The following is a 21,517-nucleotide window of genomic DNA, read 5'->3' on the forward strand; positions in this document are numbered from 1 at the left end:
TGATGAATCTGCGTGTCCTGCGTTGAAAGACTGCTTTTGCGTACCTATAAACGGAACATACTGATTGATGAATAGAGGTGTTCCGCCTCTGACATCTGGCACGAGAGGTGAGGATGCCCTGGAGTAATCAAAATGGCGGCGGCCCATGGGGCGGCGGCGATAAGAATGGCGGATCCGGCAACGGCGGTTCCAATAATGGCGGCTCTAATCAGGGCGGACCATGGGGACAAGGCCCTAAAGGACCGCGCGGCGGGCCTGGCGGCTCGGGCGGAACGCCTCCGGATCTCGAAGATATTTTGCGCAAAGGTCAGGATCGCCTTAAAAAGGTGATGCCGGGCGGTGGCGGCGGTGGCGGCGGCCCTGCTTTGTATATTGTTGGTGCGCTTGCGCTCGCCGGTTTCTGGCTGTTCCAGTCCATGTATACCGTGCAGCCGGATGAGCTTGCGGTTGAAATGCGCTTCGGTGTGCCGAAAGAAACCATTTCCGAACCGGGTCTGCATTTCCATCTCTGGCCGATTGAAACTTATGAAAAAGTTTCGACCGGTGAACGTCAGATCAATATTGGCGGTCAGGGCACTCGTGGTGCCACACAGGGTCTGATGCTGACCGGTGACCAGAACATTGTTAATGTTCAGTTCTCCGTACTGTACCGTGTTTCCGATCCGCGTTCTTACCTGTTCAAGGTACAGGATCCTGACAATATGGTTCGTCAGGTTTCTGAAAGCGCGATCCGTGAAATCGTCGGCCGTCGTCCTGCACAGGATGTATTCCGTGACAACCGTGCGGCAATTGCCCAGTCGGTGCGTGATATTGTTCAGGATACGCTGAACGGCTATGGCGCCGGTATTCAGGTAACTGCTCTTTCCATCGAAGATGCTGCACCGCCGCGTGAAGTGGCTGATGCCTTTGATGAAGTGCAGCGTGCTGAGCAGGATGAAGACCGCTTTGTAGAAGAAGCCAACCAGTATTCCAACCAGAAGCTGGGTCAGGCACGCGGTGAGGCTGCGCAGGTTCGTGAAGATGCTGCCGGTTATAAAACCCGTATGGTTCAGGAAGCGGAAGGTGAAAGCCAGCGCTTTAACTCTGTCCTGAATATTTACAAAGAATCTCCTGATGTTACCCGCGACCGTCTCTTCATTGAGACTATGGAGCAGGTGCTGAAAGACAGCAATAAAGTGATTATCGAAGGCGGCAATAATGTCATGCCATATTTGCCTTTGACTGAACTGATGCGTCAGCAGGGCAAAGCAGGAGGCAACCAGTAATGAATCAGAATCGTTTGCCTTTTATTGTTGGTGCGATCGCTGTTGTCGCATTTCTGGTTTATTCCTCGGTTTTCGTGGTGAATGAACGCCAGCAGGCTATTGTCTTACGTTTCGGTCAGATCGTTGACGTGAAAACAGAGCCTGGTCTCTACTTCAAACTGCCATTTGCCTTCGCTGAAGCAGACAATGTGCAGATCATTGATGACCGCATGCTGCGCTTTGATCTGGACGATATCCGCGTTCAGGTTTCCGGCGGTAAATTCTATGATGTGGATGCGTTCCTCGTTTACCGCATTACCAATGCCCGTAAATTCCGTGAGACTGTTTCGGCAAATACAATGCTTGCTGAACAGCGTCTGCGTACCCGTCTCGATGCGGCTCTGCGTCAGGTCTATGGTCTGCGCGGCTTTGAATCGGCTCTGTCGGAAGAACGCGGCAGCATGATGCGTGAAGTACGCGACCAGCTGCGTCCGGATGCGGAATCCCTTGGTCTGACCATTGAGGATGTGCGTATCCGCCGTACTGACTTGACCGCTGAAGTTTCCCAGCAGACCTTCGACCGTATGAAGGCCGAGCGTCTTGCTGAAGCTGAGCGTCTGCGTGCCCGTGGTCGTGAAGCAGCCCAGCGTATCAAGGCTGTTGCTGACCGTCAGGTTGTGGAAATCGTTTCCGAAGCCAACCGTGATTCTGAAGTGCTGCGCGGTGAGGGTGAAGGTGAACGTGGTCGTATCTTCGCGGAAGCTGCAAAACAGGATCCTGACTTCTATGCATTCTACCGTTCGATGAATGCTTATCGTCAGTCCTTGCAGGCTGAAGGCACAACCATGGTTCTGTCGCCGGATTCCCAGTTCTTCCGCTTCTTTAAGGATGCCGCCGGTAAACTGCCGCAGCAGCCTGCGAATGCCGGTCAGAGCGTACAGTAAGGACCGGATGCCGCTGTGAGTGACCTGATTACAGCCATAGGATTGCTCCTCGTTTTAGAGGGGCTTCTCTATGGCGGCTTCCCGCACTTTGCCAGACGTATGGCTAAAGACGTGTCAGAAGCTCCGGAAAATTATCTGCGAATAGCAGGTATTGTTGCACTGGCGCTTGGCGTCGGGGTGATATGGCTGGTCAGAGGCGGATCTGCCGGATAAAATTACAAAGAGGCGTATGATATTTCATACGCCTCTTTTTTTCAGAATTTGCAGCATTAAATCATAGCGACTGCTTGGGCTTCAAACTTCTGATAATGTGCTTCAGAGCGCCGCGTGCCCGATCGGGCGCACAAAGGTTGCTCTAACACTTTAAAAGCAGAGCATAATGGGTTTAAACCTGAGCGTATTGCATTCAGGCAGCTCATAGAGGCGCTTCGGATTGCAGGTGAGTGTATGTTGCGGATATTAAATGAAGACATTTAACTGCGACATGCTCTGGCCGTATTTTGCTTGCAATCCGTTGTAAGTATCAGAGTTAGAACGACCTTTGTGCGCCCGATCGGGTGCACGGCGATCTAAATAACAAAACAGGCGGAGTTTCAGATGGTTCGCAATCAGAATAAAAGCACGGTTTCATTTCCCCTGCGCACCGCACTTGCCGCCTTGTCTGTGAGCACGGTACTGCTGGGCGCCATGACAGCTCAGGCGCAGCAGCAGACCGCTGCAAACCCGCCGCAGGCACCACAGCCTGCCATTACCGGCAAGCTGGCGCCGCTCGGACTGGCTGCCGGAACTGCCACTGCGGGACCTGCTTCTATTGCCGATCTGGCGCAGGGCTTGCTGGATTCTGTTGTCAATATTTCCACATCCCAGACCGTGAAAGATGAAAACGGAGAGGAAAAGGCCGAGCCTGCGCCGCAATTGCCGGAAGGCTCGCCGTTTCAGGAGTTTTTTGACGATTTCTTCTCTGAAGAAAATCAGAAAGACGGTGGCAGTGCTGCCCGCAAGATGCAGTCGCTCGGCTCCGGTTTTGTGATCGATGCGGAGAAGGGGCTGGTTGTCACCAACAATCACGTCATTGCAGATGCTGATGAAATCGAGGTGAATTTCACCGATGGTAAAAAGCTGAAAGCAGAACTGCTCGGCACGGATACCAAAACCGATATTGCGCTGCTGAAGGTTGATCCGACGAAGCATAAGCTAACAGCAGTCGGATTTGGCGATTCAGAAAAATCGCGGATCGGTGACTGGGTGATGGCAATCGGTAATCCGTTCGGCCTTGGCGGTACTGTGACCCTCGGTATTATTTCTGCCCGCAACCGCGATATTCAGGCGGGACCTTATGATAATTTCATTCAGACCGATGCGGCGATTAACCGTGGTAATTCCGGCGGCCCGCTGTTTGATATGAACGGCAAGGTCATCGGCATTAATACCGCGATTATTTCACCGACCGGTGGCTCTATCGGTATCGGTTTTGCTATTCCGTCCGAACTGGCTGTTTCTGTGATCCAGCAGCTGGAAGAATTTGGTGAAACCCGCCGTGGCTGGCTTGGTGTGCGCATTCAGCCGGTAACAGATGATGTAGCTGAGAGCTTTGGCATGAGTGAGCCTAAGGGTGCGCTGGTTGCCGGACTGATTGCCAATAGCGGTGTTGAGAATAAAGAACTGATGCCGGGCGACATTATTCTGAAATTTGACGGCAAGGATGTGGAAAGTGCCCGCGACCTGCCGCGCGTGGTGGCTGAAAGTCCGGTGGGCAAAGAGGTCAGCGTTCTGGTGCTGCGTAAAGGCAAAGAGCAGACTGTTAAAATCAAACTCGGCCGTCTTGAGGATTATGAGAATAAGGATAAAGCTGCAGCCGCCAAGGACAGCACTAAAGCCAAAGAAGCTGAGACAGTAAAAGTTCTCGGCATGACACTTGGCAAGCTGGATGACGCGCAGCGCAAGCAGTATGAAATTTCCGCCGATGTGGAAGGTGTGGTGATTAGTGCTGTTGAAGGCAAATCAGCCGCTGAAGAAAAGCGGGTTAATGCGGGCGATGTGATTGTTGAATTCGCGCAGGAAGTTGTGAAAGCGCCTGCCGATATTCAAAAGAAAATCGAAAAACTGCGTCAGCAGGGACGTAAAAATGCATTGCTGATGCTGGCCGCGCCAAGCGGTGAGCTGCGCTTTGTAACCCTGCGTATTGATTGATCGCAGGACTTAAATCGTAGCAAAAAGGCCGGAGGATGTGCGCATCCTCCGGCCTTTTTATTTGTAAAAACTTGAATCAGATGAACGGATTAGACGCCGGACTTACCATGCTGATTCAACCATTGCTCTTTGTTGATCGTGTAGAGCACATGACGTTTTAGTTGCGGATGTGTATCCGGCACTTTCGGATGGTCGAAATCGCGTTCCGGCTTGTTGACCATGCCAATGCGCTTCATCACAGCTGTGGAGCGGTGATTATTATGCACGGCAAAGGACACAACCTCATCCTGCCCGCGCTCATCAAAAGCATAGGCAAGAGAAGCAAGCGCTGCCTCGGTGACATAACCTTTACCCCAATAGCGTTGTGCTAAGCGCCAGCCGATTTCCAGCACACCCTTTGGTACAAATGGAGGGATATCAGTTTTCATCAATCCGGTGAAACCGACGACATCACCGCTTGCTTTTTCCTGCACGGCGTAAAAGCCAAAATTGTCTTCCCTGACCATGGCCACGACGCGATCCATCAGCGCATCGGATTCTTCACGGCTGCGCAGGGCAGGGAAGAATTCCATCACCACCGGATCGGAATTGATCTCGTGAAAAAATGCACGGTCATCTTCCTGCCAGTTGCGCAGGATCAGGCGGGGCGTTTCAATAATAGCGGTCATATTACAAAATCCGTTTTTCGATAGCCCTGAATATAGAGCAGGGCAGTCAGATCGCCATGGTCAATGCGGATGCGCGCCTGTGCTGCAACAGCAGGCTTGGCATGGAGCGCTACGCCGCTGCCAGCATGTTGGATCATCGGCAGATCATTGGCACCATCGCCCACTGCCATCGCTTCCTGCTCGGTAATGCCAAGTTTAGCGCAGATATCATCAAGGCTGATCTTCTTGGCATCGGCGCCGAGGATCGGTTCTTCAACAAGACCGGTCAGATGCGTGCCGTCATCGAGCAGGATATTGGCGCGGTTTTCATCAAAGCCGAGCTGTGCAGCGATTTTGGAAGTGAAGCTGGTAAAACCGCCGGAAACCAGTGCTGTATAGGCACCGTGTTTCTTCATCGTCGCGATCAGCTCACGTCCGCCTGGTGTCAGGGTAATGCGATTGGCAATCACCTGATCGATAATGCTGACCGGCAGGCCTTTGAGCAGAGCAACGCGCTCACGCAAGGCTGGTTCAAACGCGATTTCACCATTCATTGCGCGGGCGGTGATGCCGGCAATATGTTCGCGCAGGCCGACTTCTTCTGCCAGTTCGTCAATGCACTCCTGCTGGATCATCGTGGAATCCATATCCGCGATCAGCAGCTTTTTGCGGCGGGTATCCTGTTCCTGAATGACAATATCCACAGGGGCACCGTCCAGAGCGGCTCTGATTTTTGCCGTTGTTTCTGCGATATCTGTGCCGGTTTTCAGCGGCAGATCACAGGCAATACCATCTGCCAGCCAGTAAAGGGCTTGCGTATCAGCCGCCTCGCAGGCTTTATGCCCCAATTCAGGTGTCAGAACCGGATTGGCAGGATTGCAGATCAGTGTGGCAACAAGTGAGGCTGGCTGGGACATAATACCGGTTCCGCTTTGTGCGTTTGGAGAATGATGAGTGGTAGAGCAGAGAGACAGGCAAAAGACAATTCTGATCGCGGGGCCGACTGCCAGCGGTAAATCAGCATTGGCACTGCGTCTCGCACGGGATTGCGGCGGCTATATCATAAATAGTGATTCCATGCAGGTTTATGATGTGCTGGATCAGCTGACAGCGCGCCCGCAAGCTGATGATCTGCAAATTGTTCCGCATTATCTTTACGGCCATGTTTCGCCATTGCAACTTTATTCCACCGGCCGCTGGCTTCAGGAAGTGGAAGCCCTGCTGGCAAAGCCTGAATTGCAGGGGCGTGTCGCAGTCTTTACCGGCGGTACCGGATTGTATTTTAAAGCGTTGCTCGGCGGCCTCTCGGATATGCCGCAGGTGAAAGACGAAGTGCGCGATTACTGGCGCAACCGCATGGCGCAAGATGGTGCGCCGCTTCTGCATGAGGAATTGCAAAAGCGCGATCCGGCAATGGCGGAACGGCTGAAGGCGGGAGACAGTCAGCGCATTGTCCGTGCGCTGGAGGTTGTCGACAGCACCGGACGCTCTCTCATTGAATGGCAAAACAGTACAGGCAGGGCGTTGATTGATCCCGACAGCGCAGAGAAATTGGTGTTGATGCCGGACAGGGCATGGCTGCGTCAGCGTATTGCTCAGCGCTTTGATCTGATGATGCAGGGCAATGCAGTTGCGGAAGTAGAGGCCTTGCTGGCTTTGCAGCCGGATGCGGCTCTGCCGGTGATGAAAGCCATTGGTGTGCGCGAGATCGAAAGCTGGCTCAAGGGTGAGATAACGCGCGAACAGGCGGTGGAACTGTCAGTGATTGCCACGCGCCAATATGCCAAGCGGCAGATGACATGGTTCCGTAACCAGTTTGGTGATGACTGGCGGCGGCTGGAACGGGCAGAAGATTACTTCGCCTGAGCAGGCTTTGTTGTTAACGCAGGTGAAACACTTAAGATTTAATCTCCCACCTAAATCTGTTGTTGTGATACAACGGGTCAACGGGGGGATCATGCGTTATCTGCGGGCTGAACTGTTTTTCATCATCATGATTGTGCTGCTCTGCGGCGCAGGCCTGATGCTGTTTATGCAGTATCGGCTGATGCATGATCTTGGTGAGCCGTATAAATCCGGTTCCCTGTCCGATACGCCTTTGGGCATTGCCTTGCTGTTGCTGGTGGCTGCGGGGGCAGCCGGTGGCCTGATGCTGTTGCCGCAAATCCGTATGCAGGTCAAAAACAAAGGCCAGCTGAAAATCATCACATGGATGATTGCGCGCAACTCCAAAGATTTGGATCAGATCAGCTTCAATGATCCTTTGACGGGGCTGCAAAGCCGTCCTTATTTCGATGCCGCTCTGCACGAATATTTGCTGCAATTCGGCAAGATCAATCATCCTGTTACCGTTTTGCTGATTGGTATTGAGAAACTGCAATTGCTGTGCGAGCAGCGTGGCCGTGATACTGCTGACCGCTTGCTGATGGAAGCGGCTTTATGTATCCGCAACTGCACCCGCTATCATGATGTTCTGGCGCATATGGGCGATGGAGAGTTTGCATTGATCGTGCCGGATCTGCAGGAAGGGGATGCTTCGAGGATGGCTGCGAGAATCTGCAAAGAGCTGGAAGCCTGCGAATTGCGGATGGGGCATGACAGCCATATTATTCATGCGGTGTCTGCGGTTGCCGAATGGAATGGTAAGGATAAAGCACCGGCTCTTTATAAAAAGGCGCGTGTTGCTTTGCAGAAGATGACCGGCCGCTGATTTTTCTTTAGAGCGCCGTGTACCAGACTTGGCACACAAAGGTCGCTCTAACATTTTAAAATTTGAGCATAATTTTACCTTAAACTGATCCAAGTTTAAGGAATTATGCTCTAATATTTTTCAATGGCTTGCGGGTCTTGTTTGTCTGTTAGATTCATGAGGGACGCAGGCTTGGTATCAAGCGGTGCTTTTCTGCCCGAACCGGCAAAGAAAATAACAAGATTACGTTTTTTGCCATTGACGTGAAAAAAACAGCTGTTTAATCTCCCCTTATGGCTAAGAAAATTATTCTCGTGGTGGGTAAGCGTATGGGCAGGATGGTGTAACCATCCGGCGAAAGCTCCCATGCGCGAAACACAGGCTCCCTCAGGGGGCCTTTTTTATTATCTTCACACAACGAATATAGCTAAACAGTACGGGACTTCCGGTGGATATCAGGGAGTAATCACCGGAACAGCAGACGGGACATCGAAAGACAATGAGTACAGATACAAGTGGCACCACAGCCGCAGCGCAGAACGAAACCGGCAAACGGGAAATGACCGGTGCGGAAATGGTTGTGCAGGCACTGATCGATCAGGGCGTTGAGCATATTTTCGGCTATCCGGGCGGTGCGGTACTTCCGATCTATGACGAGTTGTTTCAGCAGGAAAAAGTCGAGCATATTCTTGTGCGTCACGAGCAGGGCGCAGGCCATGCGGCTGAAGGCTATGCCCGCTCAACCGGCAGAGTCGGTGTTATGCTGGTGACCTCCGGTCCGGGTGCCACCAATGCGGTAACACCTTTGCAAGATGCGCTGATGGATTCCATTCCGCTGGTTTGCATTACCGGTCAGGTTCCGACCAGTCTCATTGGTACAGATGCGTTTCAGGAAGCTGATACTGTCGGCATTACCCGCCCTTGCACCAAGCATAACTGGCTGGTTAAGGATGTGAATGATCTGGCACGCGTTCTGCATGAGGCATTCCATGTGGCGCGTACCGGTCGTCCGGGTCCTGTTGTTATCGATATTCCGAAGAACATCCAGTTCGCCACCGGCATGTATACGCCACCGGCAACCAGCCCGCGCACCAGCTATAATCCGGTTTTGAACGGTGATCAGAGTGCTATCCGCACTGCTGTTGAACTGCTGGCCAATGCGAAGAAGCCGGTTATCTATTCCGGCGGCGGTGTTATCAATTCCGGTCTTGAAGCCTCGAAACTGCTGCGTGAACTGGTTGAGATTACAGATTTCCCGATCACATCGACCCTGATGGGTCTGGGTGCTTATCCGGCTTCGGGCAAGAACTGGCTGGGTATGCTCGGCATGCATGGTACATTCGAAGCCAATATGACCATGCATGAATGTGATGTTATGCTGTGTATCGGTGCGCGTTTTGATGACCGTATCACCGGTCGTCTTGATGCTTTCTCGCCGAATTCCAAGAAGATTCACATTGATATCGACCCGTCGTCGATTAACAAGACTGTTCGCGTTGATGTGCCGATTATCGGTGATGTTGCCCATGTTCTGGAAGATATGGTGCGTCAGTACCGTGCCTCTGCCCAGCGTCCTGACAACAAGGATATGAGCGCATGGTGGCAGCAGATCAATAAATGGCGTGCGCGCAATTCTCTGGCCTATAAGCACAGCCGCGATGTGATTATGCCGCAATATGCGCTGGAACGTCTGCAGGAACTGACTAAAGATCGCAAAACCTATATCACCACAGAAGTTGGACAGCACCAGATGTGGGCTGCTCAGTTCATGAAATTCGAGGAGCCGCATCACTGGATGACGTCCGGCGGTCTGGGCACCATGGGCTATGGTCTGCCTGCGGCTTTGGGTGTGCAGATTGCTCATCCGGATGCGCTGGTGATTGATATTGCCGGTGATGCTTCGGTACAGATGTGTATTCAGGAAATGTCAGCGGCCATTCAGCATAATGCGCCGATCAAGATTTTCATTCTGAATAACCAGTATATGGGCATGGTGCGCCAGTGGCAGCAGCTGTTGCATGGTAACCGTCTGTCGCATTCTTATACAGAAGCGATGCCGGACTTTGTTAAACTGGCTGAAGCCTATGGCGGCACAGGTATCCGTTGCTCCAAGCCGGATGAGCTGGATGATGCAATCATCAAAATGATTGAAACAGACGGTCCGGTGATTTTTGACTGTCACGTTGCCAATCTGGCGAACTGCTTCCCGATGATCCCTTCAGGCAAGGCGCATAATGAGATGCTGTTGCCGGATGAAGCGACGGATGAAGCTGTTGCCAATGCTATCGACGCTAAAGACCGTCACCTCGTCTAATACCGGAACAAGGATATTCATTATGAACGCACAAAATGCAGCTTCCGGTTCAGCTTACTTTCTGACCGAAGAAACCCAGCTAGTCGAAACACATACACTATCGGTACTGGTTGATAACGAGCCGGGTGTTCTTGCCCGTGTTATCGGCCTGTTTTCCGGCCGTGGCTACAATATTGAGAGCCTGACGGTTTCTGAAACCGAGCACGAAAAGCATCTGTCGCGTATTACGATTGTGACACGCGGCACTGCCAATGTTCTGGATCAGATCCGTCACTCGCTGGAACGTATCGTTCCGGTGCATCGCGTGGTTGATCTGACCTATCATGCTCAGCAGCTTGGTCATGAACGTCCGGTTGAACGTGAACTGGCGCTGATTAAAGTGGTTGGCAAAGGTGATGACCGTGCAGAAATGCTGCGTCTGGCTGATGCTTTCAAAGCCAAGGTTGTGGATGCAACGGTCGAGCATTTCATTTTTGAAATTACCGGTAAGGGCGCGAAGATCGATCAATTTATCGCGATTATGAAGCCGCTCGGTCTGATTGAGGTTTGCCGCACCGGCGTAGCTGCTATGATCCGTGGCGCTGAAGGAATGTAGTTCTTTCTGATAAGTGATTGAAAGCAGCACCGCTGTTCTCTGTCTGAGGCAGCGGTGTTGTTTTTTGCAACGAGAGCGTTTTCAAGATGTTGCTTTCTTATGATGTTTTTATGGCCTTGGTGGTGTTTGCCTTTGTGACATCCATCACACCGGGGCCGAATAATCTGATGTTGCTGGCTTCCGGTGTAAATTTCGGTTTCCGCCGTACCATTCCGCATATGCTGGGTATTGGCATCGGCTTTCTGTCGCTTCTGCTTGGCGTCGGCTATGGTCTGGGTGCTGTGCTTGAAACCGCGCCGGCGCTGTATGTGGGGCTGAAATTCGCCGGTGGTGCCTATATGCTCTATCTGGCCTATAAAATCGCCACATCGACGTCTGTCGGTCGTGTCGATGATGAGAGTGCACAGCCGATGAGTTTCATGCAGGCTTGGCTGTTTCAATGGGTGAACCCAAAAGCATGGGTGATGGCCGTAACAGCAATGGCAAGTTATACTGTGCATGATGCCTATTCGCTTTCCGTGCTGCTGATCGGTGTTGTGTTTGCTATGATTAATGTGCCGAGCGTGTCGTCATGGGCGGCTTTCGGCAGTCTGCTGCGCCAATGGCTGGAAGATCCGGTACGGCTTAAATGGTTCAATCTGACGATGGCAGCTCTGCTGGTGGTCAGCCTGTGGCCGATGCTGAAGTGATAAACCTTGCTCTTTCGGGACGAATCCGGTCAATGGAAGGCATGATGGCAGAGGCATAATGGAATTTTCACCGGAACAGGACAACGCGCTGCAGGCTGTGGCGCAATGGTTGGCTAAAGGCCGTTCACCGATTTTTCGCCTTTTTGGCTATGCGGGAACGGGTAAGACGACGCTTGCGCGCTATTTCGCCGAGCATGTGGATGGTGAGGTGCAGTTTGCGGCCTTTACCGGTAAGGCTGCACAGGTCTTGCGCTCTAAAGGCGCAAGCAATGCCCGCACGCTGCATTCGCTGATCTATCGTCCGAAAGGTGAGGAAGCGATTGAGGATGAAACAACCGGCAAGACCTCGATCTCGCCGACCTTTTCGCTCAACCGTCAAAGCCCTGTTGCCAAAGCTGCGCTGATCGTTGTCGATGAATGTTCGATGGTCGATGAGCAACTTGGCCGCGATCTGATGACATTCGGCACACCTATTTTGGTGCTCGGTGATCCTGGTCAGTTGCCGCCGATCAGTGGTGGCGGCTTCTTTACCGAACATGAGCCGGATTATCTGCTGACAGAAATTCACCGTCAGGCTCAGGATAATCCGATTATCCGTTTGGCACTGGATGTGCGTGAAGGCCGTGAAATCCCTTATGGCGATTACGGTGCTGCGCGCGTTATCAGCAAGGCGGAAGTTAATCAGGAACTGGTTCTGGATGCCGATCAGGTGCTTGTCGGTACCAATCGCACCCGTAAGCGTTATAATCAGCGGCTGCGTGAACTCAAAGGTTTTACGGCAGAATATCCGCAATCCGGTGACAAGCTGGTTTGTCTGCGCAATGATCCGGCCAAAGGTTTGCTCAACGGTTCGCTCTGGAAGGTGATGACATCCTCCAAGGAAACCGTGAAGCCCGGCATTAATTTGCTGATTGCACCGGAGGATGAAGAGCCGGGTCGCGGCGTGGCCAAGATCAAGCTGCTGAAAGCGCAATTTGAAGATCCTGATGCGGAAATTCCTTGGCAGACTAAAAAGCGTTTTGATGATTTTGACTATGGCTATGCGCTGACCACCCATAAAGCGCAGGGTTCGCAGTGGAATAATGTGGTGTTGTTTGATGAGAGTTATGCTTTCCGCGATACGCGTGAACGCTGGCTCTATACGGCAATTACCCGCGCGGCGGAAAAACTAACAATCGTTCGCTAATAAATATAGCAGGGAGCTCGGATTATGGTTGCAACTCTGTCGGTTAATCTTAATGCGGTGGCAATGTTGCGTAACCGCCGTGATCTGCCTTGGCCGAGTGTGACCGGTCTGGGACGTATTGCGCTTGATGCCGGTGCTTCCGGCCTGACCGTGCATCCGCGCCCCGATCAGCGTCATATCCGCTTTTCTGATCTGGCAGACATCCGCGCATTGATTGATGATGAGTTCCCTCAGGCTGAATTCAATATTGAAGGCTATCCGTCTGAAGAGTTTCTGGCTCTGGTGGAACAACACGAGCCGGAACAGGTGACACTGGTGCCGGATGATCCGGCGCAGAATACCTCGGATCACGGCTGGGATTTTGCCAAACATAAGGTGATGCTGAGCGAAGTGACCAAGCGGCTGAAAGCACGCGGTATGCGTGTTTCAATGTTTGCTGATCCGACGCCGGATGGTCTTGAGATTGCGAAAGAGACCGGTGCCGACCGCGTGGAATTTTTCACCGGCCCTTATGGCGGTGCTTATGCTGTTCCTAAAACGCAGGCGCATGAACTGGCATTGCTGGAAAAGGCCGCGTTGAAAGCTGCGGAACTCGGGTTAGGCATTAATGCGGGGCATGATCTGACGGTTGCCAATCTGCCTCCACTGGTCAAAGTCATGCCGACACTGAGCGAAGTTTCCATCGGTCATGGCCTGACAGCAGATGCACTGGAATATGGTATGCGCCAGTCGGTGCAGCGTTTTATCAAAGCACTCGGCTAAAATGCTTTTTGTGTTTTGATTCAGTTTTCTCTTGTAATATTTTGATTTTATTTAATTTCTGCCCTGATGAGCTATCCGTATTTGTGATGCCTCATCAGGGCAGTTATGCATTGATGCACATTGTTTTTGTGCAAAATTGAGCATTTATATACGGCCTTTCCGGCAGTTTTCTTTATGGCCGGAACATGGTTATACTGAGCACCGGATCAGCCTGTTTTCTTGTCTTCATATCCGGCTATCTGTGCTCATTCTGCATCAAAAGGTATTTAAAAGGTATTTTATGAATCAGGCGCAGCGTGAAGATATTGCCAATCAGGATGCGCCGGTCAGCGCAGATGAGGAAACTCTTGATCCTCATAATCATACGGGAAATCTGAAGCTTTTAATGATGGGCGCGCTTGGCGTCGTCTATGGCGATATCGGCACCAGTCCGATTTATGCATTTCGTGAAGCACTGCACGCTTCTATCACCGACGGCAATTTGCTGCGCACTGAAATTCTTGGCGTGATCTCTCTGATCGTCTGGTCGCTGGCGCTGATTGTGACCGTGAAATATGTGTTGTTTGTGCTGCGTGCGGACAATAACGGCGAAGGTGGTATTCTCTCGCTGATGGCGCTGGTGCGCTCCAGTTTTGCCAATCGTCCGGATATTATTCTCGGCATCGGTATTGTCGGTGCGTCGCTGTTCTTCGGTGATGCGGTGATTACACCGGCAATTTCTGTGCTCTCCGCAGTGGAGGGGCTGGAAATTGTTGCGCCGGATATGACGCCCTATGTCGTGCCGATTACGATCACTATTCTGGTTGTGCTGTTTTTTGTCCAGAAGCACGGCACAGGACGTATGGCGAGTATTTTCGGGCCGGTGATGCTGGTCTGGTTTCTGGCGCTTGGCCTCACAGGCTTTATCCATATTTTTGATGATCCGGGCATTCTGGCGGGGCTTAATCCTTATTACGCCTTTGCATTTCTTGGCGGTAATCCGGCTACGTCCTTTGCCACGATCGGTGCGATCTTTCTGGCGGTTACCGGTGCCGAGGCGCTTTATGCCGATCTCGGTCATTTCGGCCGCAAGCCGATTGTGCGGGCATGGCTGTGGGTCGTGTTTCCGAGCCTGATCCTGAATTATTTCGGGCAGGGTGCTTTCATTCTGACGCATAGTGCTGCGGGCGGTGAGGAAGTGCGCAATCCGTTTTTCCAGATGATGCCGCATTGGGCGCTGCTGCCGATGGTGCTGCTGGCAACTGTTGCTACGGTTATTGCCAGTCAGGCGGTTCTGACCGGTACTTATTCGCTGGCGCGGCAGGCTGTGCAGCTGAATATTCTGCCAAGGCTTGAAGTGCTGCATACATCGGAAACATTACACGGCCAGATTTATATGCCGCGCATTAATATGCTGCTTGGTATTGCCGTTGTTCTGCTGGTGGTAACCTTCCAGAAATCGACAAATCTGGCGGCAGCCTATGGTATCGCGGTTACCGGTAATATGCTGGTGACAACGACCCTGCTGTTCTTTGTTATGCGTCGTCTCTGGAAATGGAGCCTGCCGGTTGTGGTGCTGACGATTGCCGGTTTCGCCATTGTTGATCTGATGTTCTTCAGTGCTAATCTGGTCAAAGTGCATCAGGGCGGCTGGGCGTCAATTGTTGTGGCCGCGCTGGTGCTGCTGGTGATGTGGACATGGGTGCGCGGCAGCCGTCATCTGTTCCAGAAAACCCGTAAAACAGAAGTGCCGCTGGATATTATTGTCAGCCAGATGGCGCGTAAGGAGCCGGTTATCGTGCCCGGCACGGCGGTGTTCCTGACCGGTGATCCGTCCAGTGTGCCGACCGCGCTGATGCATAGTCTCAAACATTATAAGGTTCTGCACGAGAACAATGTGATCCTGACCGTTGTGACAGCACCGCGCCCTTGGGTGGATGAGGATGACCGTGCTCGCGTCTCGCAATATAGCGACCGGTTTATGCAGGTGACACTGACTTTCGGTTATATGCAGTCGCCGAATATTCCGCGTGCGCTGGGGATCTGCCGCAAGCTTGGCTGGAAATATGACATTATGACCACGTCATTCTTCCTGTCGCGACGCGTCTTGCGTATTTCTCCGCGTTCACCAATGCCGCTTTGGCAGGCGAAATTGTTTATTACGCTTGCCCGCAGCGCATCTGATGCCACGGAATATTTCCAGATTCCGACCGGTCGTGTGGTTGAAATCGGTACACAGGTTAATCTCTGAGTGTCTGGCCAAAAAGACACCGGACATGGTTGCAAATGGCAATATTGGCCTCGGGCATGAACCGGCCTTTGCGGTGTTTAGAATGCTGTATTATTTCCTCTGTCTGTAGCGGGCAGGGGAAATAGCCTATAAAATTTGTTTCGGCATAAAATCCCTCTTGCATTGTTGGTAAACTGGCGGCATAGTCCGAACCGTAACGTACGGTACGCATGATGAGAATCTCGTCAGGCTGCTGTTGAGACAAGAATTAAGGAGCGTGGAAGCGTGCAGTTGCAGCAACCTGAGAATGTCGTGAGCAATGTCGGAACCGGCACAGAGCTGACAGATCGTCAGAAAGATGTGCTGAATGCCGCGCTGGAACTCCTCGTTGAGGGTGGTGACAGTCTTACGATGGCGGGTGTTGCACGACGTGCAAGCTGCTCCAAGGAAACGCTGTATAAATGGTTCACCGACCGTGACGGTCTGCTGACTGCAACCGTGCAATGGCAGGCGTCGAAAGTGCGTGTTGTGCCGGTGGCGCGGGAAGGGCTGGATGAAGAATCGCTCTTTACCAGTCTGGAGCATTTTGCCCGCGACTGGTTGCTGGTTCTGTCCGGAAGCACATCCATCGCACTGAACCGCTTAGCGGTCAGCCATGCGGGTTCCGGTAAGTCGGATCTCGGTGAGATCGTTCTGAATAATGGTCCGATCGCTATGGCGCGTCGTCTCAAGCCGGTACTTGAGACCGGCCGCGATGCAGGCCTGCTGGACTTTGATGATATTGATGAGGCTTTTGCCTCGTTCTTCGGCCTTGTGGTGCGCGACATGCAGATTCGTCTGCTGCTCGGCGACCGTCATGAGGTCAGTGATGCAGAAATTATCCGCGATGCCAGAACGGCAACACGGCAGTTTTTTGCACTTTACGGAAATAAAGCCGGCGCCTGATTTTGCCGGTGTGGAATAGTGCCGGTTTTGAGGAAAAACGGCACAGACTAATAGCATAGAAGGAAGGGAATATCCTATGCGCGTTTATTATGACAGTGATGCAGACGTAAATCTGATTAAAGGCAAAAATGTTGTTATCGTTGGTTACGGTAGCCAGGGTCGCGCCCATGCGCTGAACCTGAAAGATTCCGGTGCCAAGCATGTCCGCATCGCGCTGCGTATGGATTCTGCCACTGTTAAAAAAGCTGAAGCTGACGGTTTTGAAGTTCTCAGCGTTGCAGATGCTGCTAAATGGGCAGACCTGATGATGATGGCAACCCCTGACGAATTGCAGGCTGACATCTATAAAGAACACATCCACGACAATCTGCGTGACGGCGCTGCCATTGCTTTTGCTCATGGTCTGAACGTTCATTTCGGTCTGATCGAAACCAAAAAGACTGTTGACGTTGTAATGATCGCGCCAAAAGGCCCGGGTCATACCGTGCGCGGCGAATATCAGAAGGGCGGCGGCGTACCTTGCCTGATCGCTATTCATCAGGATGCTTCCGGCAATGCCCATGATCTGGCTCTGTCTTACGCTTCGGGCGTTGGCGGCGGTCGTTCCGGCGTTATCGAAACCACATTCAAGGAAGAGTGCGAAACCGATCTGTTCGGTGAGCAGGCAGTTCTCTGCGGCGGTCTGGTTGAACTGATCCGCGCCGGCTTTGAAACGCTGGTTGAAGGCGGTTACGCACCTGAAATGGCATATTTCGAGTGCTTGCACGAAGTGAAGCTGATCGTTGACCTGATCTATGAAGGCGGTATCGCCAACATGAACTACTCGATCTCCAACACTGCTGAATGGGGCGAATATGTAACCGGTCCGCGCATCATCACTGCAGAAACCAAAGCTGAAATGAAGCGCGTTCTGCACGACATTCAGACCGGTAAATTCACATCCGACTGGATGCAGGAATACCGTGCCGGTGCTGCACGCTTCAAGGGTATCCGTCGTATGAACGACGATCACCAGATTGAAGAAGTTGGTGCCAAGCTGCGCGGCATGATGCCTTGGATTTCCAAGAACAAGCTGGTTGACAAGGCTCGTAACTAATCCGGCATTGCTTAATCACTGAATATCAGGCCCGCACAAAGTTTTGTTTGTGCGGGCCTGATTATTTATGGCAGTACTGCTGACGGGAGGAATGAAATATGAGTGAAGTTACTATCCGGCAGCTGGTGCCTGATGATTTTGCAATCATGCGCGAGATCAGGTTGGAGGCATTGCAGTTGCATCCGGAGGCTTACAGTTCGGCCTATGAGGACTGGGTGAAATTCTCTGAAGCTGACTGGCGTGCAAAGTTAAGCACACCGGTTTTTGCAGCTTTTGACGGCGAGAGGCCGGTGGGACTCATCGGCCTGTGGCCGCAGGCTGGTGCGCGAACGGCTCACCGCGCCATTGTTGTGATGGTTTATGTGAAAAGCGAGATGCGCGGGCAGGGCATTGCGCAGAAATTAATGCAGGTTGTTGAAGCCTATGCGCGAGACAATGGCTTTACCCAGCTTGAGCTGAGTGTGCTGGCTGAGAATAAAACGGCATGGCAGCTTTACCTGCGCGAAGGATATACAGAATTCGGCCGCAGACCGAACTGGATTTCTCTCAACGGAGAAATGTTTGATGAGGTGATGATGCTGCGGTCAGTTGCTGAAAATGCATGATTGTTAGTTTTGTGCGGGTTATTTTATTCGAATGTAACGAAATTATCCGTCAAATCGCAATAAAATGAATAAAGGTCAGCATTGCTGACATATTTTGCTTGTTTTGTTGTGAAATACGCATAAGGTGATAACCAAAGGCACACAGCTTTTAGTTAAGTTTTATGGTCTATTTCACGGCATCTCTTTTGACTTTATGAGGAACCCCCATGCTGGATTGGGAAAAAATATTCGCAACACGTTCATCGCGTATGAAAGCGTCGGAAATTCGTGAATTGTTGAAACTGCTTGAGCGTCCGGATATTATTTCTTTCGCGGGCGGTATTCCTGATCCGAAACTGTTTCCGGCAGAAGAATTCAAAGAAGCCTATGCCGATATTTTCGCCACGGGTAAATCCGATGCCGCGCTGCAATATTCGGTAAGTGAAGGCTATAAGCCGCTGCGCGAATGGCTGCAGGGTGAAATGGCAAAAATCGGCGTGCCTTGCACTGCCGAAAATATCTTCATCACTTCCGGTTCGCAGCAGGCGCTGGATTATCTTGGCAAGCTGTTCCTGTCGCCGAATGATACGGCGCTGGTTGTGCGTCCGACCTATCTTGGTGCACTGCAGGCTTTCAATGCCTATGAGCCGACCTATGATACATTGCAGCCAAACGGCAACCGCACTCCGGCTTCCTATGAAGAAGCTGCAGAGAAGGCTGGCGGTAAGGTAAAATTTGCTTATTTTTCGGCAGATTTCAGCAATCCGACCGGTGAAACCATTGATCGTGAAGGCCGCGAAAAGCTGATTGATCTGGGCGATGAAATGGATATCGCGCTGATCGAAGATGCTGCCTACCAGTATCTGCGTTTTGACGGCACGCCGATCCCGCCGGTTCTGGCGCTGGAAATTGAGCGCAAAGGCTCGATTGAAAATACCCGCACGATCTATTCCGGCAGCTTCTCCAAGACGCTGGCACCGGGTTTGCGTGTTGGTTATGTCGTTGCTAATGCGACAGTCATCCGCAAACTGGTACTGATGAAACAGGCTGCTGATCTGCATTCCTCAACCATCAATCAGCTGGCTGTGCATCATGTTGCTGCCAATGGTTTTGATGCGCAGATTGCAAAAATCCGTTCTGTCTATTCGCACCGCCGCAATAAAATGCTGGAAGCGCTGGATAAATATATGCCGAAATCGGCCACATGGACAAAGCCTGAGGGCGGTATGTTCGTCTGGGTCAATCTGCCGGATTATATGAACGGCGCTGATCTTCTGGCCGCTGCGATTGAGACAGAGAAAGTGGCTTTTGTTCCGGGTAAAGCATTCCATGCGGATGGCACCGGTGCCAATACGCTGCGTCTCGCCTATTCCTGTGCCAATGACGAGATGATTGATGAGGGCATCAAGCGCCTTGGCAATCTGATCCGTGCCCATGAGAAAAATTGAGAATAAGCAATCTCACTGAATGAAAAAAAGCCGGAGCCCGCTGCTCCGGCTTTTTTATATCTTCTCGGCCGAAGTTTCAGTTGAAGTATATCACCGTTAAATGGATGTATTTAATTGCGATATGCTTTGGTGCTTAACCTGCTGAATTTACGGCTTTCTTTGCAAAAAGATGCTTGGCTTCGTCCGGCAATCCTGTAGCCTGACCTTGTTATAATTTTATAAATCTGAGTCCTTATACAGCGACAGGATTCAGGCGGAGAGATTGAGGGGAAACTCATGACTATAATTAAAAAATACACGCTGGCTCTGGCCTGTGCGTCGGTGCTTGGTCTGACAGCGGTTGCTGCACAGGCGGCAACGCCGGCGGATACGCTGGTTGTGGCAATGGCCATTGATGATGTGATTTCTCTCGATCCGGCAGAAATTTTCGAGATCACCACATCGGAAATTCTGACCAACACCTATGAGCGTCTGGTGACCACAGATCCGAAAGATCCGACCAAGATCATTCCGCAGATTGCGGAAAGCTGGGTGGTCTCGGAAGATGGCAAGACCATTACTTTCAAGGTTAAGCAGGGGCAGAAATTTGCTTCCGGCAATCCGCTGACGGCGCAGGATGTTGTTTATTCCCTGCACCGCGCGATCAAGCTTGATCTCAGCCCTGCATTCATCATCAGCCAGTTTGGTCTGAACAAAGACAATGTGGAAAAGCTGGTGACTGCGCCGGATGATTATACGGTCGTGTTCTCCACGGAAGAAACTTTCGCGCCGAGCTTCGTGCTCAATGGGCTGTCTTCCAGTGTGGCTTCTGTTGTTGACAGCAAGCTGGTTGAAGAACATGCGGTTAAAACCGAAAAAACGGAAGCCAAGCCGTTTGATACAGATTTCGGCTATGATTGGCTGAAGCGTAATTATGCAGGTTCCGGCGTTTACAGCCTGAAAGAGTGGCGCTCGAATGAAGTGATCCTGCTGGAGCGCAATGAAAATTACAGCGGTCCAAAACCGGCTGTAAAACGCGCTATTTATCGTCATGTGAAGGAGAGCGTGTCGCAGCGTCTGCTGTTGCAGGCCGGTGATATTGATGTCGCCCGTAACCTTGAGCCGGGTGATATTGCAGAATTTGCCAAGAACAGCGATTTCAATATTCTCAGTGCTCCGAAGGGGCGCACCTATTATCTGACAGCCAACCAGAATGTGCCGAACCTTGCCAAGCTGGAAGTGCGTCAGGCGATGAAATATCTCGTTGATTATGACGCTATTGAAAATACGCTGATTAAGGGTATCGGCCGCACGCATCAGTCCTTCCTGCCGCTTGGTATGTTCGGCGCGATTGATGACAAGCCGTTCAAACTGGATGTTGATAAAGCGAAGCAGCTTCTGGCCGATGCCGGTCTGCAAGACGGTTTCAGTGTGACGCTCGATGTGCGTAATACACAGCCAGGCGTTGGTATTGCTGAAAGCATTCAGCAGACTTTTGCCAAAGCCGGTATCAAGGTTGAGCTGTTGCAGGGTGACGGCAAGCTGACGACAACAAAAGTACGTGCGCGCAAGCATCAGCTTTCGCTGGGTATCTGGGGCCCTGATTATTGGGATCCGCATACCAATGCATCGACCTTCTCCTATAATCCGGATAATGGCGATGAAGTGTCGATGAAAACGACAGCATGGCGCAGTTCATGGGACATTCCAGAAATGTCCAAGGAAACCATGGATGCGGCAAAAGAAACAGACACTGCAAAACGCGAGCAGATGTATCACAAAATCCAGAAGGATTTTCAGGAGACAAGCCCGTTCGTGATGCTTTATCAGCAGATTGAAACGGCTGTTGCTGCCAAAAATGTCAAGAACTTCAATATGGTGGCTGATGCCAACTACATTACCGAAGTCAGCAAAGACTAAACTTCAGCGCCTGCTGTAAATCATTTATGCCCCTTCCGCGATCAATGGCTGAAGGGGCATAATTATTTGAGAAGTC

General features: G+C 51.7%; 20 protein-coding genes. 17 read left to right on the forward strand and 3 right to left on the reverse strand.

Annotated features, from left to right (window positions below):
• The first annotated feature begins 113 nt into the window (after nt 1-113).
• From hflK to JNC80_RS05725, 4 genes are all read left to right on the forward strand, one after another.
• A complete protein-coding gene (hflK, locus tag JNC80_RS05710) occupies nt 114-1,265 on the forward strand; it encodes an FtsH protease activity modulator HflK (protein WP_075656173.1) in 1,152 nt (383 codons plus the stop codon).
• Nucleotides 1,265-2,188 carry a protease modulator HflC gene (hflC, locus tag JNC80_RS05715; RefSeq protein WP_022711398.1) on the forward strand — a complete coding sequence of 308 codons (924 nt, stop codon included), beginning with the start codon at nt 1,265-1,267 and terminating at the stop codon, nt 2,186-2,188. Before hflK ends, hflC begins: the two co-directional genes overlap by 1 nt.
• 15 nt (nt 2,189-2,203) lie before the next feature.
• Complete coding sequence (locus tag JNC80_RS05720) at nt 2,204-2,401, forward strand: DUF2065 domain-containing protein (RefSeq protein WP_022711399.1); 198 nt, start codon at nt 2,204-2,206, stop codon at nt 2,399-2,401.
• Between the two features lie 474 nt (nt 2,402-2,875).
• Complete coding sequence (locus JNC80_RS05725; protein ID WP_221720577.1) at nt 2,876-4,378, forward strand: Do family serine endopeptidase; 1,503 nt, start codon at nt 2,876-2,878, stop codon at nt 4,376-4,378.
• Nucleotides 4,379-4,467: 89 nt separating this feature from the next.
• Here the strand turns inward: JNC80_RS05725 and JNC80_RS05730 are convergent, their stop codons facing one another.
• The gene (locus JNC80_RS05730) at nt 4,468-5,046 is read right to left on the reverse strand and encodes a GNAT family N-acetyltransferase (RefSeq protein WP_376709751.1); all 579 of its coding nucleotides are present in this window, start codon (nt 5,044-5,046) and stop codon (nt 4,468-4,470) included.
• Nucleotides 5,043-5,942 (reverse strand): phosphoserine phosphatase SerB, encoded by a 900-nt coding sequence (gene serB / locus JNC80_RS05735; RefSeq protein WP_376709752.1) that lies wholly within the window; start codon nt 5,940-5,942, stop codon nt 5,043-5,045. Before serB ends, JNC80_RS05730 begins: the two co-directional genes overlap by 4 nt.
• Nucleotides 5,943-5,979: 37 nt before the next feature.
• Here serB and miaA point away from each other — a divergent pair, with 37 nt between their 5' ends.
• Both miaA and JNC80_RS05745 read left to right on the forward strand, forming a co-directional pair.
• Nucleotides 5,980-6,891, forward strand: coding sequence for a tRNA (adenosine(37)-N6)-dimethylallyltransferase MiaA (miaA, locus tag JNC80_RS05740; RefSeq protein ID WP_376709753.1), 912 nt, complete (start codon nt 5,980-5,982; stop codon nt 6,889-6,891).
• A 91-nt stretch (nt 6,892-6,982) separates the two neighbouring features.
• A complete protein-coding gene (locus tag JNC80_RS05745) occupies nt 6,983-7,735 on the forward strand; it encodes a GGDEF domain-containing protein (RefSeq protein WP_075656181.1) in 753 nt (250 codons plus the stop codon).
• Between the two features lie 110 nt (nt 7,736-7,845).
• Here JNC80_RS05745 and JNC80_RS05750 read toward each other — a convergent pair whose 3' ends face one another.
• Nucleotides 7,846-8,082 (reverse strand): hypothetical protein, encoded by a 237-nt coding sequence (locus JNC80_RS05750; RefSeq protein WP_151159895.1) that lies wholly within the window; start codon nt 8,080-8,082, stop codon nt 7,846-7,848.
• A gap of 131 nt (nt 8,083-8,213) precedes the next feature.
• On the opposite strand from JNC80_RS05750, the gene JNC80_RS05755 reads away from it, so the two are divergent.
• The 11 genes from JNC80_RS05755 to JNC80_RS05805 all read left to right on the forward strand — a co-directional run bounded on the left by JNC80_RS05755 (nt 8,214) and on the right by JNC80_RS05805 (nt 21,441).
• Nucleotides 8,214-10,028 carry an acetolactate synthase 3 large subunit gene (locus JNC80_RS05755; RefSeq protein ID WP_376709754.1) on the forward strand — a complete coding sequence of 605 codons (1,815 nt, stop codon included), beginning with the start codon at nt 8,214-8,216 and terminating at the stop codon, nt 10,026-10,028.
• 22 nt (nt 10,029-10,050) lie between these two features.
• Entirely contained in the window at nt 10,051-10,623 is a 573-nt protein-coding gene (gene ilvN, locus JNC80_RS05760; protein WP_022711404.1) for an acetolactate synthase small subunit, read from the forward strand.
• Nucleotides 10,624-10,709: 86 nt separating this feature from the next.
• Nucleotides 10,710-11,312 carry a LysE family translocator gene (locus JNC80_RS05765; RefSeq protein ID WP_376709755.1) on the forward strand — a complete coding sequence of 201 codons (603 nt, stop codon included), beginning with the start codon at nt 10,710-10,712 and terminating at the stop codon, nt 11,310-11,312.
• A 58-nt stretch (nt 11,313-11,370) separates the two neighbouring features.
• A complete protein-coding gene (locus JNC80_RS05770) occupies nt 11,371-12,498 on the forward strand; it encodes an ATP-dependent DNA helicase (protein WP_022711406.1) in 1,128 nt (375 codons plus the stop codon).
• A gap of 24 nt (nt 12,499-12,522) precedes the next feature.
• Nucleotides 12,523-13,260: a pyridoxine 5'-phosphate synthase gene (locus tag JNC80_RS05775; protein WP_376709756.1), complete on the forward strand. Its 738-nt coding sequence runs from the start codon at nt 12,523-12,525 to the stop codon at nt 13,258-13,260.
• Between the two features lie 385 nt (nt 13,261-13,645).
• Complete coding sequence (locus JNC80_RS05780) at nt 13,646-15,490, forward strand: potassium transporter Kup (RefSeq protein WP_225688486.1); 1,845 nt, start codon at nt 13,646-13,648, stop codon at nt 15,488-15,490.
• A 291-nt stretch (nt 15,491-15,781) separates the two neighbouring features.
• The gene (locus tag JNC80_RS05785; protein ID WP_376709893.1) at nt 15,782-16,414 is read left to right on the forward strand and encodes a TetR/AcrR family transcriptional regulator; all 633 of its coding nucleotides are present in this window, start codon (nt 15,782-15,784) and stop codon (nt 16,412-16,414) included.
• Between the two features lie 76 nt (nt 16,415-16,490).
• Nucleotides 16,491-17,510, forward strand: coding sequence for a ketol-acid reductoisomerase (ilvC, locus tag JNC80_RS05790; RefSeq protein ID WP_022711410.1), 1,020 nt, complete (start codon nt 16,491-16,493; stop codon nt 17,508-17,510).
• Nucleotides 17,511-17,608: 98 nt separating this feature from the next.
• On the forward strand, nt 17,609-18,115 hold the full coding sequence (locus JNC80_RS05795; RefSeq protein WP_376709757.1) for a GNAT family N-acetyltransferase: 507 nt from the start codon (nt 17,609-17,611) through the stop codon (nt 18,113-18,115).
• A 206-nt stretch (nt 18,116-18,321) separates the two neighbouring features.
• Nucleotides 18,322-19,542, forward strand: coding sequence for an aminotransferase-like domain-containing protein (locus JNC80_RS05800; protein WP_121991425.1), 1,221 nt, complete (start codon nt 18,322-18,324; stop codon nt 19,540-19,542).
• Nucleotides 19,543-19,818: 276 nt separating this feature from the next.
• The gene (locus JNC80_RS05805; protein WP_376709758.1) at nt 19,819-21,441 is read left to right on the forward strand and encodes an ABC transporter substrate-binding protein; all 1,623 of its coding nucleotides are present in this window, start codon (nt 19,819-19,821) and stop codon (nt 21,439-21,441) included.
• Nucleotides 21,442-21,517 lie beyond the last annotated feature (76 nt).

Source organism: Pseudochrobactrum lubricantis (genome assembly GCF_041929865.1).
Classification (GTDB): domain Bacteria; phylum Pseudomonadota; class Alphaproteobacteria; order Rhizobiales; family Rhizobiaceae; genus Pseudochrobactrum; species Pseudochrobactrum saccharolyticum.